Origin of the sequence: Methanothermobacter sp. KEPCO-1 (assembly GCF_008033705.1) — an archaeon.
GTDB lineage: Archaea > Methanobacteriota > Methanobacteria > Methanobacteriales > Methanothermobacteraceae > Methanothermobacter > Methanothermobacter marburgensis.
On sequence record NZ_CP042937.1, the window covers coordinates 344,274 to 359,840 of the forward strand.

Below are 15,567 nucleotides of genomic sequence, written 5' to 3' on the forward strand. Positions count from 1 at the left end.
CCCACTTTAAAAAGACCCATATACCACTACAATCTCAAAATTTGAGAAAAAACAGTATCAGGACCCTATTGAGTTCATGATCTCCCTACAGGATACACTGCATGCCAGGTCAAGTGCCCCTGATATGCATGAGTCGTCACCCTCGGAAACCCAGGAACTCCAGAGTTTCATTGCCTCCATTTCAGGGTCATCAGGGACAGGGACCATTACAGGTTCAAGCAGCATTGCACGTATCTCATAGACGGTGTGGAGGTACCTGCTGGATCCAGGGGAGGTGTGTGGACCGCAGATGCCATCAGAGATATAGTGGCTTGCAACACCATAGCAGTAGCTGGCATAACTGTAGTTACCTGAATCATAGCTGATTTTCCCCTGATCTAACCAGAACCTGGCCTTTTCAAGGTTATATGGATATACGTGATATTCAAAATCAAAGAAAACCGTGTCAGGGTCGTCTGCTCCATTCTTCATCTCATCAAGGCTCAGACGGTTTTGAACATCAGAGGGCATTGCATGGTAGACCCCCTCTGCAATATCATGGTGATTCTTTACAGACCAGGCCGATGCCCCCGGAATCTGTGATGCCACAAGAATCAGGAGCGCGGCTATAAAAATAGACCTCATCTCAACCTCACAGTAATCAGAGAATTTTTATAGAAATAATTAGGTTCTCACCATATAAACCTTTTGTGAGATAGCGTGTGAATTAATAAAAAAATTTATGGTGAAGCTTAACTTTTTATGATGACTACCCCTATTAATAAAAAATTTACAGTACACGCTTGAGTTCCATGGTACCGTTACATGCGTAAACCTCTGCAGGTATTGAAAATGTCTCAACACAGGTTTTCACAGAATCTGCGATTGGGTAGGGTGCAACTATCCAGAACCTGATGCCATCGGTGTATGCAAATCTTCTCCATTTTCTTATATCACTATTATCGGTGCTTATCTCAACTACAATTTCATCGGAGCCATTAAGGGCATGGACATCAGGCAGGAACCCTTTCAGCATACGTGGTCTGAGTTTCTTTTTACCGTTATTCACCTTTAAATCGTATCCCTGATCTCTGAGGTGTTCAACAACCGTTTTTAACATTATGGAATATTTCTCCTCGTTTTTACTGTAATTTAAAGGTCTTTTGATCATTTCAGGCCCCTTAACTCTTTTTTATCATGATGCCAGAAATTTATTTTTCTGAACATTGTATATAGTATTGTCCGATGTAGTATAAATACTTATACCCCATAGAGATTGCACTGCAAAAAATATATATATTGCTGGAATATAGTAGATATTGGTGATTATGATGAGCGTTCTTGATGATGAAACTCTGAAGATGAGGTACATTGAACTTGTCAGGAAGGGTATACTGGAGAGTGATGAATGTGCTTCCTATGCCAGCAAGGATGAGTTGAAGCCCTGTATGAAGCAGAAGGTTGCGGAATTCGATGACTTCTTTGTGCCGGGTACTGTGCTTATAAGTGAGAGGGCTTCCTACAGGCTCAGGGTTGGATACCCCATGGAATAAACATTTTTCTGGTAATAACCGCAACCTTCAAACCAAACCTCCTTTTTTGTAAAACAGCACCGATTTATAACACATTAAACCAACTCCTTTTTTGTAAAACTGTACTTATAAACTCTCTTAGATTATAACGAGTTTACCTGCATCGGTAATGGAGTATCTATCAAACATCTGGGACTGCTCCACAAGTCCCATTTCCATCAGACCTGATAGGTGCTTGTAGACCATAGCCCTTGAAATACCGACCTTCCTTGCAATTAAAACCGCGTTGAGGCTTTCCTCCTCAAGGACCTCGAGTATCCTGAGCCTGGTATCAGATATGTCAAGTTTCAGTGGGGGAAGACGCACCGCAGAATCCCCAAAGCACGTGTAGATACCAGCCACCCCCTCACGGTGGGCCAAAAACGAGAGTAAACCCCCAAGGTCACTTCCATCAAATGCAACATAGACCTCCCCATGCTTTTTAGCCCCCCTTATGACCTCTGCTATCTTTCTGGCGGCCTCAATGGGGTTTCTCCCCTCAACCCGAATAATGCCTCCCTTTATGAATTTCTCGAGACATGAGTCATTGAAGTCCTCTGTCTGTACCGATATCAGCCCATCTATCTGGGCCTTCACAGCCACATCAAAGAGGCACCTTCCCCGCAGGTTACTCACAAGTGTCTTCATACCATCACCATTTACAGATCTCAGTATAGTAGATAATAATCTCATTATAATATATAATTGTATATGTCTGATTTCCAGAAATGGGAATCCTTAAATTATCACATGTGGAAAATGTTCATCAAAGAACATTAAACAACAGGGGATGTTAGATGACTGTTCAGGAGATGAAAATCGCAGGTGATGATCTCTCAACAAGGGACATCAACAGGAAGATAAAGGAAGGGCTGAGGGAGAACATAAAGAAATTCAGCATAGAGAGCAACGCTGAACTTGACTCCATTGTTGTGGGGATAAGGGAGGAGGCAGAGTTCATCCTCAGTGGAAGGTTCGGTGACTTCGTTGGGGCACTCAACCACGGACCAACGATAGAGATTCATGGAAAAACCGGGAGATACGTTGGCAACAACATGACTGCAGGGGAAATAATCGTCCACGGAGATGCAGACGATGGTGTGGGTTTCGGAACCTACAACGGAACAATAGTCGTCCATGGAGACGCAGGTGACGGAATCGGGCAGCTCAACAAGGGCGGTGTAATCATAATCGATGGAGACATAGGTGACCTTGCAGGTCTCTACATGCTGAGCGGAGACCTCATAATAACAGGTGACACCGGTAAGGATATAGGTGACTGGATAATCGGCGGCAACATATACGTTGGTGGAGACTTTGAAACAGGAACCAATGCAAAAGTCCTGGAACCTGAAAGGGACGACCTGGACAAGCTATCCTCACTCTTCAGCAGATACTCAATAGACGCCTCTCCAGAGGAATTCAAAAAAATACAGCGCAAGGAGATACGTCCATTCTACGGTTAGGTGGTTTAAATGGTGCAGATACTCTTAACAGAACCTGAAAAATGTGATGGTTGTAACAAGTGTGTGGAGGCCTGTGAGGAGGTCCTCGGAAGGAGTGCCATATTCCTCAACAAGATGGACACAGGATACCATGCAATCGTATGCCAGCAGTGTGTTGACCCGTCATGTGCAAGGGGATGCTTCAGGGATGCCATCCAGAGGGAAAACGGTGCGGTGAAAATCGACCAGGAGTCATGTGTGGGCTGCAAACTCTGCATGCTCATGTGCCCAATAGGTGCCATAACCTACACAGAGGATGGGATGGTTAAGTGCGACCAGCAGTGCATGGAAAAGCCAGGGGATACACCTGCATGTGTGGCTGCCTGTGAACAGGGCTGCCTGGAGGCCCTCGACGTTATGGAGTACGTGAGCGACATCCAGAGGGGTTTTGAAATCAAAAAACCAAGTACAAGCTCAATAACACCATCATCACCATCATCAGACCTTGCAGCAGCAACACAGGGGCTCTGTGTATTCTGCGGTACCTGTGAAATCGTCTGTCCCACAGACGCCATAGAGATTGTGGAGGACCATGCCGAGATCGATAAGACCAAGTGTATAATGTGCGGATCATGTCTTGCAGCATGCCCTGTTCTCCTGCCAACAGGCGCAGGAAGCATATGGGACCCAAGGACAATTGCAGATATCAGGTACACATCCAAGGCAGGTAAATATGTCCTCAGGGGATTCGGTACAGAGAGGAGGCTGCCAAACTTTGACGATATAATAATACTCCCTGCCCAGGCATCAATTCCCCCTGTTGACAAGTACAGGGAGCCCTGCAACACCAGCGTGGTGCTTGGTGACAGATTTGCAGAGGAACCACTGGTCCTCCAGACACCTGTACTCATCGCTGGTATGTCCTTCGGTGCCCTCAGCAAGGAGAGCAAACTGGCCATGGCCAAGGGCACATCCCTCGTGGGATCCTGCGCCAACACAGGTGAGGGCGGAATGCTACCCGAGGAAAGGGAACTTGCAGACAACCTCATGGTCCAGTACTCCAGCGGCCGCTTCGGTGTATCCTCAGATTACCTCAACGTGGCAGATGCAATAGAGGTCAAGATAGGTCAGGGCGCAAAGCCAGGAATGGGTGGGCACCTCCTGGCAGAGAAGGTGAGCCCTGAGGTTGCAAAGATCCGTGGAATACCCGAAGGAACAGATGCCCTCAGCCCTGCCCGTTTCCTTGACGCCACAAGGGAGGGAGACCTTGCAAAGCACATAGAACTCCTCAGGGAGGTCACCGACTGGAGGGTTCCAATTGTTGTCAAACTTGGACCTGGAAGGGTCTACGAGGACGTCCAGATCGCCGCCGAGGCCGGTGCAGATGTGATCTCAGTTGATGGAATGGAGGGTGGAACAGGTGCTGCACCTGAGGTTGTTATAGAGCATACAGGTGTTCCAACCCTCGCAGCCCTTGTGCAGGCAGTTAACGGTCTCAATGACATCGGACTCAAGGATGAGGTTGACCTCATCATAACCGGTGGTATCAGGAGCGGTGCCGACGTTGCCAAGGCCATGGCAATGGGTGCAGATGCTGTCTACATAGGTACAGGTGCAATGATTGCCATGGGATGCCGTGCCTGCCGCATGTGCTACACCGGTAAGTGCCCTGTTGGTGTGGCAACACAGGACCCTGTCCTCAGGCAAAGGATGGACGTGGACCTTGCAGCCAGAAGGGTTGCCAATTACATAAAGTCCATGACCGAGGAGGCCAAGATGCTGGCACAGCTTGCAGGCCACGACGACATAAGGAAATTCAGCCCCGATGACCTGCGTGCACTGGACACCAATACAGCGGAGATCACGGGACTTAAACTCATAAACCAGTGAGATTCGCTGAAACTTTTTTTCCTTTTCAATCCCCAAACTTCTTTTTCACAATCCCTAAACCACAAAATTCCAAGAAACTTTCTTTTCCCGCTGAAATTGATAAAGGATTTATCGGTTGAACACTGAATATTTCACATGGACACAAAAAGCAGGAACATTATACTGGTGCTACTCTTTGCAGGGGTCTTCATGGGGGCGCTGGATATAGGAATAATCGGCCCGGCGCTTCCTGCAATCGAGAAATCGTTCCATGTGGACCCCCGCCTTGCATCATGGATGTTTGCATCATACATACTCTTCTTCATGGTGGGAACACCTGTCATGGCAAAGCTCTCAGACAGGTACGGTCGGAGAAACATTTACATCCTTGACATAACCCTCTTTGCAGCGGGATCCGCCATAACAGCACTATCACCATCATATCCCCTTCTCATCCTCGGAAGATCCCTTCAGGGATTCGGTGCCGGGGGTATCTTCCCTGTTGCAAGTGCATTCATAGGGGACACGTTCCCACCTGAAAGCCGCGGCAGGGCTCTCGGTATCATCGGATCTGTGTTCGGTTTCTCATCAATAGCAGGTCCCGTGCTTGCAGGTTTCATACTCCCCTACGGGTGGGAGTGGCTGTTCCTCATCAACATCCCGGTGGCAGCCATCATTGTTATAGCAGGATTCTTCATACTCCCCGTCACGGTTAAGGATGATGAGGGTGGTTTTGATGTCCTGGGGACCATCATACTCGCCGTCCTTGTAACATCACTGGCCATTGGCATCAACCAGCTTGATACAGCAGATATCCCGGGAAGCATCACAAGACCAATCGTGTCACTTCCCCTTTTAATCGCCATTGCACTTCTACCCATCCTCTGGCGTGTTGAAAACAGCGCCCGGGACCCCATAATACAGGTGGACCTCCTGAGGGAAAGGGAGGTCAGGATTGCAACTGCAATATCCGCAGGTAATGGCCTGTCACAGTCGGCCATCGTCTTCATACCAAGCTATGCCCTCCTGGCCCTTTCACTATCAGAATCAATGGCCAGTTTCAGTTTACTTCCATTTGTGATGACAATGGCCCTTGGGGCACCTGTTATCGGTTTCCTGCTTGACAGGGTTGGGTCAAAGACCGTGATGGTCTCAGGTAGCCTCATACTTATAACAGGGTGCCTGATGATGGCCCTTCTATCATCCACCCTGGCACTCTTCATACTGGCCGAGGTTCTCATGGGCCTTGGCCTCATAACAGTTATAGGGGCCCCCCTGAGGTACATAATGCTTTCTGAGGCCCCCCTGAACACAGGGCCTCCGGCCAGGCCCTCCTGAATATACTTTCAAGTGCCGGCCAGCTGGTGGGGGGTGCCATGATCGGGGGTGTTGTGGCATCCATTGGAGGAACCGGTGGTTACAGGTATTCATTCCTCCTCCTTGTGTTTGTCGCCATGACGATATTCCTCCTATCAACACGCCTCAAGAGAAGGGAAGAACAGCTTGCTACCATGAAAAGGAACCTTTAGGTAATCAGACTAATCAAAAAAAGTTTTATGAAACACGTGATCACCTAATAAAAAATATAAAAGTTGGGTTATTCCGATGTGAGATACTGGTAGGTGAGTGCTGCAAGAACCGCCCCCACAATGGGTCCTATGACGTAGATGGGGTAGTAGTTCCAGAGGTTAGTACCTGCGAAGATCATGTCATTGAGGTAGGGGCCAAAGGTACGTGCTGGGTTCAGTGAGCTTCCACTTATGTTACCCAGTGTTGTGATTATACCGGCAACCGTGAGACCAATTATGATCCCTGCAAATCCCTTGGGGGCCCTCTCATCAACTGCAATACCCATGATTGTGATCATTAGGAGGAATGTACCAACTACCTCTGCAAGCATTGCCTGCCAGTAGCTGATCCCAGGGAATGGTGCTGTTGCCCCCAGCCCACCAACGGTGGCCGCTCCTATACCTGCACACTGGAGGAATATGAAGCTCCCGAATGCAGCTCCAAGGAGCTGTGCAATGATGTAGGGTACGACATCGCGTCCAGGGAACTTCTTAACAGACCACAACCCTATGGTAACTGCCGGGTTTATGTGGCAGCCCGAGATGTTTCCCAGGGCATATATGCTGGCAGCTATTGCAAAACCAAAGGCGAGACCTATTGCAACCCAGTCCCCAAGTCCCCCAAGGAGCCCTATTCCAATATTGAATGGGTTGGGGGATGTGCCGCCAGAGGCTATCATCAGTGTCACCGCGGCTGACCCTGCACCAAAGAACACAAGAATGAAGGTCCCTATAAACTCGGCGATGCACCTTTTTGTAAGGGATACCATGCTATTCCTCCTTCATAACGTTGTAGCAGTAGGGGCAGAGTATCCTTGGCAGGGTACCCCCAACCTTCTCTGCCGGGAAGGGGTAGCCGCCACTCCATACCTCAGTTTCCTCACGTATTGCGTGTTCTGTGCAGAGGCCCATGCCGCAGACAATGCATATGGCCACAGCATCGGTATCCTTTCCCTGCTCTGCACATACATAGCATTTCATACCATCACCCGAAAAAAGAAGTGTTTTAAGGCTATACAGCCTCTCTCCACTGGCAGTGGTTGTGCCTGAAGTCCACCAGTGCTGCCGCTGCGCAGTTCTTACAGGTCCTTGCAGGTGATGCTGCGCTCTCCTTATGGAGTGCGATTATATTGGTCATGAGGGTTGCTGTTACAGGTTCACTTGTAAGGAGGCATGGGTAATCGGCAAGTCTCATGAGGGCTGAGAACCTCACGGTTATTGCGCAGGCAGGGTATGTGTAGCGCTGCGGGTTCATTATAACCTCGTTTTCATGTATCGGTGAGAGGTCAACCTTATGTCCAGCGACCATTGGCTCAAGTGGGCCCTCTGCTCCATTTAGCATCCTCCTTGCCTCATCCAGGTGGGTCCATCCACGGTATATCATGTCCATGAAGTCACTGTTGTGGAGCTCTGCTGCAGCCCCCCTTGTGGGGTATAACTGGACATAGTTGTGGAACCTCTTGGTGAGGAGGTCAACAACACCGATTGCATTGAATCCGTCGAGTTCAAGTATGTACTCAACTGCACATGCAGATGAACCTGTTGCAAGGCTCAGCACATCATATTCGCTCTTAAATGAGCTGACTGCACTGTTAAGTGTGCTTTCCATAACCCCGGTTGTTGCCTCGATTATGGCCATCACCACATCATCCTTGCACATGTTGTAGGTGGACTGGGCTATGTGGTGTGATATGTCACCGACGCAGTACGCCGGCACCGTGAGTATGTTGCCGTAGTGCACCCCATCATCAATGGCGGCCTTCACCGTCCCCTCCATCTCCTTCCTGTAGCGGGACATGTACTCCCTCACATCGAAGGACTCGTGTCCATGATCGTCCATGAGTTTTGCCTGTGCCTCAACAGGTTCCTGGTAGATGTATTTCACCATCTCTATTTCCTTCTCTGCCGCCTCTGCAGCGCTTGCCCCGTTTTCGATCTCATTTGCGAATACCTCTCCAATACCATAGGAGGTGTTCATACCCCATGACTTTGCTGAGAGGATCGCCTGTTTGTGCATCTCAGGTATATCTGTTTCCCTGAGGATCCTGTTCACCACGTTGCTTGTGCTTCCGGGCATGAGGGCGAAGTCAACCACACAGGTTGGCCCATAGAATCCTCCATACCTTCTTATTGCTTCCCTTCCTATGAGGGCCTCTGCCCTTCCTATTGCATCTATGAATGCCTCAAGGCTCTTCTCAAATTCACTGTCCTCGTCCCTCAGTATCTCCAGGACCACGGGTGTCTGGTAGTGTTCAACGAAGGGGTCATCCTCTGGTCTTATGGTGTCTGTAAGGCTGTCAAGTATCTCATAGTGGGCCTTCACTGAGTCCTTGTGCAGGTTTATCACCGCCTCGCTCTGGTCTCCCACAGCCTTCATGTCCTGCACAACGTCCAGGTAGGCCTTTGTATCCTTTATTTTAAACTCCTTTCCCCTGTTCTTTTTTATGGTTTCCACATCGGCTTTCTGGGCCATCATGGCCTCTTCTACCATTTTTTCATATAACTCAGCCATTAGATCACCTTCGGTAGAAATGCCTGCCGGGTCATCCAGTTAATTACATTCTACCAATATTAAGTAGACCTCCTTCATTAATATCAGTTTCTAAAAGTTACAAGACAAAAGTTTTAAATAAAGGTTTTTTTTCTGAAAAAAATTCAGTTTATCATGATTATTAATTGAAATTTTTTGGAGTTGGGGTAAATATGAAGTGGCAGCAGACACATATAATATTTATGGTGATGGCATGCAGGTTGACTTCAGCATGAAAAACATCAGAAGGTGCCTCTGCCTCGAGTGTCCCGTCCAGAGCAGGAGTCAGTGCGTGGCAGATAAGAAGAGGATAATGCTCCTCATAACCCAGCAGGACCTTGACAGTGCCATGCGCATGGACACCGACAGGGTTCCAGGGGTCTACTGTTCCACAGGTGAAGCCATTTGCAGGGATATAGATCCCCATGAGGAGTGCCTATGCAGTGGATGTGAGGTCTGGCGTGAGCACAGGTTATCCGAGGATGAGGTATCTGAGTACTTCTGTGTCAGACAGAGATAACTTCGTAATATAGATGTATAATGAAGTTGGTTCCCTGGTGTGGAAAGATGAGCAGAAATGCAGGATCTGGACCGCCACATATATACCACAACAGCAATAAACCATGAATTTGAGTTGAAATTTATTTGTACATCAGAGATGTCTGTAAGTGACATCATAGTATACCTCCGAGGTGAAACATATCCAGCTATCACACATATCCGTAAGTGACATCATAACCGTGCTCACACCCACCTGCAACCTCAGGTGCAGGTACTGCTTCTTCACCCCACGAAACTGCAGGGAGTATGATGCGGAGAGGATAGCAGACCGGGTCCTGAGGATCAGTTCAGAGGAGGGTATAGACAGTGTGCTCATAGCCGGTGGTGAGCCCACACTGCAGAGGGACCTGCCTGAATTCACAGAGGCCCTCAGCAGGGACCTCCATGTGACCATCTCAACCAACGGCACACGGTGGGAAATCCTGAGGAAGAGTACATTCCACGAGGTCCACGTTGACCTCAAGGCACTCGATGATGAGAAACACCTGCAGCTCACAGGAAGATCAAACAGGTCTGTCCTTGAGTGTATAGAGGAACTCACAGGTTCAGGTAAACTGGAGGTCTCAACTGTCCTCATCCCTGGAATCGTGGATGTTGATGAGATTGAAAAAATCGCGGAGTTCCTCTCAGAGTGGGACGTTCCCTACCGCATAACCGGTTATGTTGGCTACAACAACAGCCTGGGTGCCCGGCGGCCCAGGGATGATGAAATAGTGAGGGCTGCGGAGATAAGCAGGAAGTACCTCAGCAGTGTCTCAACATCACTGGACTTCCGGAGGCATAAGAGGAGAAGGATGGTCCTGGACCACATCTAAGGAAAACGATGATCCTGGAAAACATCTGAACAGGCGATGCTCCATCAGATGTACTCCTCTGAGATTAAAATCAAAAAATATATAAATGCTGCGCCTTTTATATTGACAGTAGGTTGGGGATCTTATGAGAAAAGCGCTGATTCCGGTTATGGTATTATTCTTGCTGGTTATGGGTGTCTTCACTGCAGCTGCGGTCAATGAGACTGGAAACAATTCATCAGTGAATAACACTTCAACTCCCCGTGGGGGTGTGGTGCAGCCACTTTCACTGTGGTCATCAGTAACCGTTGAGCCATCCACCATCAGCCTTGGAACGGTACCCCCTGATGGGATTGAGAGGAGCTACCCCGACGCTGTAACAGCAACTGTAAACTACATAATCGCCGGTGGTGATACCCTCTCTGTAAGGGCATCAGGCAACCTTGTAAATACAGCCAACAGTTCACTCACGATACCCCTCTCCAATTTTAAGTTCAGCACACCAAGCCTAAGCAAGAGGCCATTTACAACCTCCAACCAGGTCATAATGACATATTCTGGATTTATAGGATCCTCAAGTGTTCCACTCAGCCTTTACATAACTGTGCCTACATACACGGATCCAGGCACATACTCAACAACCCTCATCTACACATCAACCTGATTTTGTGACAATAATCACAAATTCATTTATTATATGTTTCCAATGTCACGAAATCTCGAAAGATTTATATAGTGGGCTGTGACAATTAATTTTATCTGAAAAATTAATCTGGTGATATATATGAGGGAAAAAATAATGGGGGTAATCCCACTTATAGTTGCCCTGATGTTTGTGGTGGCACTCGGTGCATACAGTTCACCATCATATGCGGCAACAGCAACACAGACAGTGACAGTCACTGTGCCTGAGGCAATCGCAATACAGGTACCAGACGTTAACTTTGGATCAATAAACGCAGGGAACACAGGTACAAGTCCTGATTTCACAATAAATAACACAGGTAACGTTAAAATCGACCTCTACGTCAAGGCAAACGCTGCAGCATTCACAAGCCTCACAGCAACAGACACAATACCAATAACAGGGTTCAAAATATTCAGCAACGTTACAGGATCATACCTAACATTCACCCAGTCATCACAGAAAATCTATGACAACATGAACAAGGCAGCCCAGGGGACCGGGACACCAACACAGTGGACAACAAGAATGCAGCTAAATGTGCCTTCATTCACAGAGGATGGTGTATACACAATCACAAACACCTACACAGCAGTTAAACACAACACAGCTGCACCACCATAAGCTGCACAACAACACAAAAAAGAAAATACCTTTTTTAACAACCTCTTTCTTTTAAAAATTTTTAATAAATTTTTTATAGTCCCGATCCCAAACTCTTTTTTATAGGAAAGGTGGATGACAATGAAAACCAGATATTTAACAGCCCTCTTAATGATCATATTCATTCTTGGCTACATAGCACCCGCAGTGGCAACCGGTCTCTGGGCATCACCAGCAGACTTCAGGTACAACCTGAAACCTGGCCAGTCAGTGAGTGGCGAAATCACCGTGAGAAACATCGGTAAGGAAGAGGTGAACGTCAACGTAACCAAGAAGAGGCTCCTCATGGACAGCGTTAACCTGGTATACTCCGACAGGGGGATAGCCCAGTGGATAACCATAGAGGGCAACACATCATTCAAACTGAAACCTGGCGAGTCAAGGAAGATCAGGTTCACAGTGAATGCGCCAGGAAAGATAAACTACCTTGACGCCGCAGGGGCCATAGTTATAAGGGGGTTACCAGTTCAGAACAGGACAGCGGGACAAGTACAGATAGTCCAGGGAGTTGAACTGGTGGTACCCATATATGTGGGTCTCCCCGGCCCGATAGTGGAGTCCCTGAAGCTGGAGGACCACAAAGCTCCAAGTGTTCTTCTGAGTTTCATGCCAGGTAAGTTCACCTACAAACTCAGAAATACTGGTACCGTCCAGGCAAACATGACAGGGGCCATTGAACTCACAGGGATAACAGGGACGCAGAGGGTCCCCATCGACGGTGTTGTCTACCCCGAAGACAACTACACACTGGTTGAGACCTGGAAGCCAGGGTGGATAGAATTCGGACCCTACACCGCGAAGACAGAGATAAAATATGGTCGCTACCACCAGACAAAGACCATAGAGACATCTGATACCGTCATCGTGATACCCGCATGGCTCATAATCCTCATTGTGCTTGGAGCCGCGATCTGGGTGATCCGCAAGAAGGAAATTGAACCCCCAATCTCAATCAGGATAGAAAGGAAGAAATAAAGGCATTAAACGCCTTCTCCAAATACCTTTTTATTTTTAAACCCATTAAAATGCCCTTTTCTTCTCACACCTGAAAGTGCGCAATACCCCATCACCATACAGAATTAAGTATTATTTCTACTCGCCATTACCCAAATTTAGTAATAACTAATCTTTATATATTAAGAATATCATTATTTTTTATGAAAGAATTTAAGGAGGTGAAAATTTTGATGAGAAGACAGTATTTCATCGCTTTCATTGTTCTTCTCTTTGCTGTAACACTGACAGGTTCAGTGAGCGCGGCGGACACCTCATGTGAGGTAGGGGTTGATGTAAAGTACGAGTATGCCGACGACAACAGCCAGATAAACCCTGACATACAGGAAGTCACAGACGAAAACGGAACAAGGATCAACTTCACAAGGACCTTTGACCCGGCAGCCAACATAACAAAGATCCTCTTCACCTACGGGAACATCACAAACACCACACGGTTCACCATAAAGGTCAGGGCCCCCGGTTACAGGGAACTCTCACACACATTCCAGCTCACAGACTACGGGACAAAATACGCTGCTTACCTCTCCCTCAGGATGAACGCCACAGACGCCTACAGACTGGGAAGGGAGATCACCAGGAAGGCTGACAAGATACTGAACTTAACAAAAACAGGTGATGTCCTGGTTATAACAACAGCCGGAACAGCATACTACAGGAACCAGACATCAGAGGATGTCCTTGAGGGCATACTCAACCAGGCCCGCGGTAGAGTGAGCTACGGGAAGGGTAACCTTCTGATGCTCAGAAAAACACGCCTCGACCCCCTGGACTTCGCATTCATCGTAAGGAAGGGAAACGACCTCATAGTGGCATACTTCAAAAACGCCAGCATGACACCACTCTACGTTGGAACCGTGTCACAGAACATGACACTCACACAGTACCAGGCACTCCAGAAAAAACTCGGAAGCGACACATTCCCCATAGCAAGCCTTGCAAACGCATGGGCAATAGGACTATCACCTGACATACTCAGGGAGGCGGCATTCCATGGACACGTCTGCCTCGGTACCATCAGCGGATACGCAATGATAGAGACACTCCTAAAATACTACCCTGCAACCAATGAATTCGGACTTCCACTGGAGGGTGTCAGTTACCAGGTTGTTGGTGTGCCCGGTGGATCAGACGATGACGTATTCATATACGCCATGGACGCAACACCAGGTAAGAGGGCCTACGTTGGTTTCAACACAACGGCGGACACCAATATTGTTGGATTCATCAGGTGGAACTCAAAGACAAAGACAGGAACCCTCATAATAATGGCCTACAGTCAGCAGGAACTGATAAACAAATACAAACAGGAAACAAAAGCCACGGCGGTCTCTGAACTCAAGTTCAATGCATGGGCAGTTAAAAAACTCACAACAAGTCCCGAATCACTTGTGAAGATCCTCTACGCATTCGACAACCTCACACAGGACCAGGTCAACTATATCATGGGATATGAACCCACCAAGGGTAACACAACCATCAGTGCAGCCGGACTCGACCTCAACTACATACTGAACCAGACAAACCTTGTGAATGCAACACCGGCAAACAGGACATACATTACAGGAAACCTCACCTACGGTGACCTCAAAAACATCGGGCGCCTTGCAGCCGAGAAGGCCGTGGAGCTCTTCAGGGCAATGGGTATAAACCTTGAGAAGGATGACTACCACCTTTTCGTGCTGACATCCGCAGGTTATGTGAGGATCAACGGCCAGGACACAGGCGCTGTATGGGATGGAATATTCGATGTGCTGGGATCAAGGTTAAGCAGAAAGACACTCCTGCCTGTCCATGCACCGCTCTGGGGTCAGCTGAAGTTCGACTTCTGCCTAATCAACGGGACCCAGAAGATAATCAGGTCAATGTACTACAACCTCACAACAGGAACATTCACTGTTCAGAGTTCAGCGAATTACATAATCCAGGAGGTACTCCCCTATGATCCGCCATTCGACGTGCTAATGGGCTGGCTCTTCCACAACCATGTCTGTGGTGGAAGCTCACCCGGTTACCTCATAGCAGACTACATATTCCAGAATTATCCCCGGGGTGAGAACGAGAAGTACATCTACGTTACAACACTGGACAACTGTAAGGATGACATCCTCTTCATGCTCCTGGGGGTTTCAGCTGGACAGGGAACCTACTCCAACCAGAGGCTGACAACTGAGGAGACAAGGCTCGAGACAGAGGGCGGTATGAATGGAATGGTGGGCTACATAGTGGTATGGGATGAGAAGACCAACACAGGAAGGGTTGCAATAATCACCTGGCAGGGCCCACGCTTCGCAGCCGGATCCAACATGTACGAGGAATATATCAGGCTCTACAAGCACGACTACTCATCACCTAACCTGATAGCCCTGCCGACGGTCAGTAAAGCGGCTGAGCGATTCATAAACAGGGAAGAACTCAACATACTCCTCTCAGGGGGTACAGGGTCCATGAATGCGCTCCAGTACATATTCAGCATCCCAGCAAACAGGACACGTGAAGACCTCATCCCGGTGAACAATGGCGGAAGCCAGAACGGAAACCAGGGAGGAGTACCCGGCATTCCAGGCGGCTCCACAGGTGGTTCAACCGGGGGTTTACCCTCAGGTTCCCATGGTACCGCAGGCCATGCAGATTACACGCCGGGTGCTGAGCATACTGCTTCGCCGGCTGATGTGAATGCGGCATCTGAGGTTTCAGAGGATTCTCCCATGGAGGCTAAGAGGGCCTATGAGGTTACAAACGCAACCTCCACTTCTGGCGGCGCTGACTCCTCATGGTACGTTTATGGTATCGTGGGTGTCCTTGTGGCCGCTGGCCTCGTGGCCTTCGGTTTCGTGAGGGGCGGAGCTGGAAAGTGAAAGTCCTCTTTTTTCTATTTTTTATATCAT

Annotated in this window: 17 protein-coding genes; 11 read left to right on the forward strand and 6 right to left on the reverse strand. The window is 48.3% G+C overall.

Features of this window, described 5'->3' with window-relative positions; genetic code table 11:
- Positions 1 to 57: 57 nt before the first annotated feature.
- Positions 58 to 624, reverse strand: a complete 567-nt coding sequence (locus FVF72_RS01745; protein WP_147671042.1) for a zinc dependent phospholipase C family protein — start codon at positions 622 to 624, stop codon at positions 58 to 60.
- A gap of 145 nt (positions 625 to 769) precedes the next feature.
- A complete protein-coding gene (locus FVF72_RS01750) occupies positions 770 to 1,150 on the reverse strand; it encodes a hypothetical protein (protein ID WP_013295377.1) in 381 nt (126 codons plus the stop codon).
- Positions 1,151 to 1,310: 160 nt separating this feature from the next.
- On the opposite strand from FVF72_RS01750, the gene FVF72_RS01755 reads away from it, so the two are divergent.
- Positions 1,311 to 1,532, forward strand: a complete 222-nt coding sequence (locus tag FVF72_RS01755; RefSeq protein WP_147671043.1) for a hypothetical protein — start codon at positions 1,311 to 1,313, stop codon at positions 1,530 to 1,532.
- Positions 1,533 to 1,649: 117 nt separating this feature from the next.
- Here FVF72_RS01755 and FVF72_RS01760 read toward each other — a convergent pair whose 3' ends face one another.
- A complete protein-coding gene (locus FVF72_RS01760) occupies positions 1,650 to 2,198 on the reverse strand; it encodes an ArsR family transcriptional regulator (protein WP_147671044.1) in 549 nt (182 codons plus the stop codon).
- A 149-nt stretch (positions 2,199 to 2,347) separates the two neighbouring features.
- Here FVF72_RS01760 and FVF72_RS01765 point away from each other — a divergent pair, with 149 nt between their 5' ends.
- From FVF72_RS01765 to FVF72_RS09375, 4 genes are all read left to right on the forward strand, one after another.
- Positions 2,348 to 3,016 carry a GXGXG domain-containing protein gene (locus FVF72_RS01765; RefSeq protein ID WP_147671045.1) on the forward strand — a complete coding sequence of 223 codons (669 nt, stop codon included), beginning with the start codon at positions 2,348 to 2,350 and terminating at the stop codon, positions 3,014 to 3,016.
- A gap of 9 nt (positions 3,017 to 3,025) precedes the next feature.
- Positions 3,026 to 4,885: a glutamate synthase-related protein gene (locus FVF72_RS01770; protein WP_147671046.1), complete on the forward strand. Its 1,860-nt coding sequence runs from the start codon at positions 3,026 to 3,028 to the stop codon at positions 4,883 to 4,885.
- A 135-nt stretch (positions 4,886 to 5,020) separates the two neighbouring features.
- On the forward strand, positions 5,021 to 6,202 hold the full coding sequence (locus FVF72_RS01775) for an MFS transporter (RefSeq protein WP_255503766.1): 1,182 nt from the start codon (positions 5,021 to 5,023) through the stop codon (positions 6,200 to 6,202).
- Positions 6,203 to 6,240: 38 nt separating this feature from the next.
- On the forward strand, positions 6,241 to 6,393 hold the full coding sequence (locus tag FVF72_RS09375) for a hypothetical protein (protein WP_255503767.1): 153 nt from the start codon (positions 6,241 to 6,243) through the stop codon (positions 6,391 to 6,393).
- Between the two features lie 68 nt (positions 6,394 to 6,461).
- Here FVF72_RS09375 and aqpM read toward each other — a convergent pair whose 3' ends face one another.
- The 3 genes from aqpM to FVF72_RS01790 are packed head-to-tail and all read right to left on the reverse strand — an operon-like array spanning position 6,462 to position 8,944.
- Positions 6,462 to 7,202 (reverse strand): aquaporin AqpM, encoded by a 741-nt coding sequence (gene aqpM, locus FVF72_RS01780; RefSeq protein WP_147671047.1) that lies wholly within the window; start codon positions 7,200 to 7,202, stop codon positions 6,462 to 6,464.
- A 1-nt stretch (position 7,203) separates the two neighbouring features.
- The gene (locus FVF72_RS01785; RefSeq protein ID WP_147671048.1) at positions 7,204 to 7,413 is read right to left on the reverse strand and encodes a DUF2180 family protein; all 210 of its coding nucleotides are present in this window, start codon (positions 7,411 to 7,413) and stop codon (positions 7,204 to 7,206) included.
- Positions 7,414 to 7,444: 31 nt separating this feature from the next.
- Complete coding sequence (locus FVF72_RS01790) at positions 7,445 to 8,944, reverse strand: DUF2193 domain-containing protein (RefSeq protein ID WP_147671049.1); 1,500 nt, start codon at positions 8,942 to 8,944, stop codon at positions 7,445 to 7,447.
- Between the two features lie 232 nt (positions 8,945 to 9,176).
- Here FVF72_RS01790 and FVF72_RS01795 point away from each other — a divergent pair, with 232 nt between their 5' ends.
- The 6 genes from FVF72_RS01795 to FVF72_RS01820 all read left to right on the forward strand — a co-directional run bounded on the left by FVF72_RS01795 (position 9,177) and on the right by FVF72_RS01820 (position 15,537).
- Positions 9,177 to 9,482, forward strand: coding sequence for a DUF2769 domain-containing protein (locus FVF72_RS01795; RefSeq protein ID WP_147671050.1), 306 nt, complete (start codon positions 9,177 to 9,179; stop codon positions 9,480 to 9,482).
- Positions 9,483 to 9,654: 172 nt separating this feature from the next.
- Positions 9,655 to 10,338, forward strand: a complete 684-nt coding sequence (locus tag FVF72_RS01800; protein WP_013295366.1) for a radical SAM protein — start codon at positions 9,655 to 9,657, stop codon at positions 10,336 to 10,338.
- Between the two features lie 124 nt (positions 10,339 to 10,462).
- Positions 10,463 to 10,981: a hypothetical protein gene (locus FVF72_RS01805; protein ID WP_013295365.1), complete on the forward strand. Its 519-nt coding sequence runs from the start codon at positions 10,463 to 10,465 to the stop codon at positions 10,979 to 10,981.
- Positions 10,982 to 11,101: 120 nt separating this feature from the next.
- A complete protein-coding gene (locus FVF72_RS01810; protein WP_147671051.1) occupies positions 11,102 to 11,626 on the forward strand; it encodes a hypothetical protein in 525 nt (174 codons plus the stop codon).
- Between the two features lie 150 nt (positions 11,627 to 11,776).
- The gene (locus FVF72_RS01815; RefSeq protein WP_144245638.1) at positions 11,777 to 12,640 is read left to right on the forward strand and encodes a hypothetical protein; all 864 of its coding nucleotides are present in this window, start codon (positions 11,777 to 11,779) and stop codon (positions 12,638 to 12,640) included.
- 212 nt (positions 12,641 to 12,852) lie between these two features.
- A complete protein-coding gene (locus FVF72_RS01820) occupies positions 12,853 to 15,537 on the forward strand; it encodes an FmdE family protein (protein ID WP_048174862.1) in 2,685 nt (894 codons plus the stop codon).
- Positions 15,538 to 15,567: the final 30 nt, after the last annotated feature.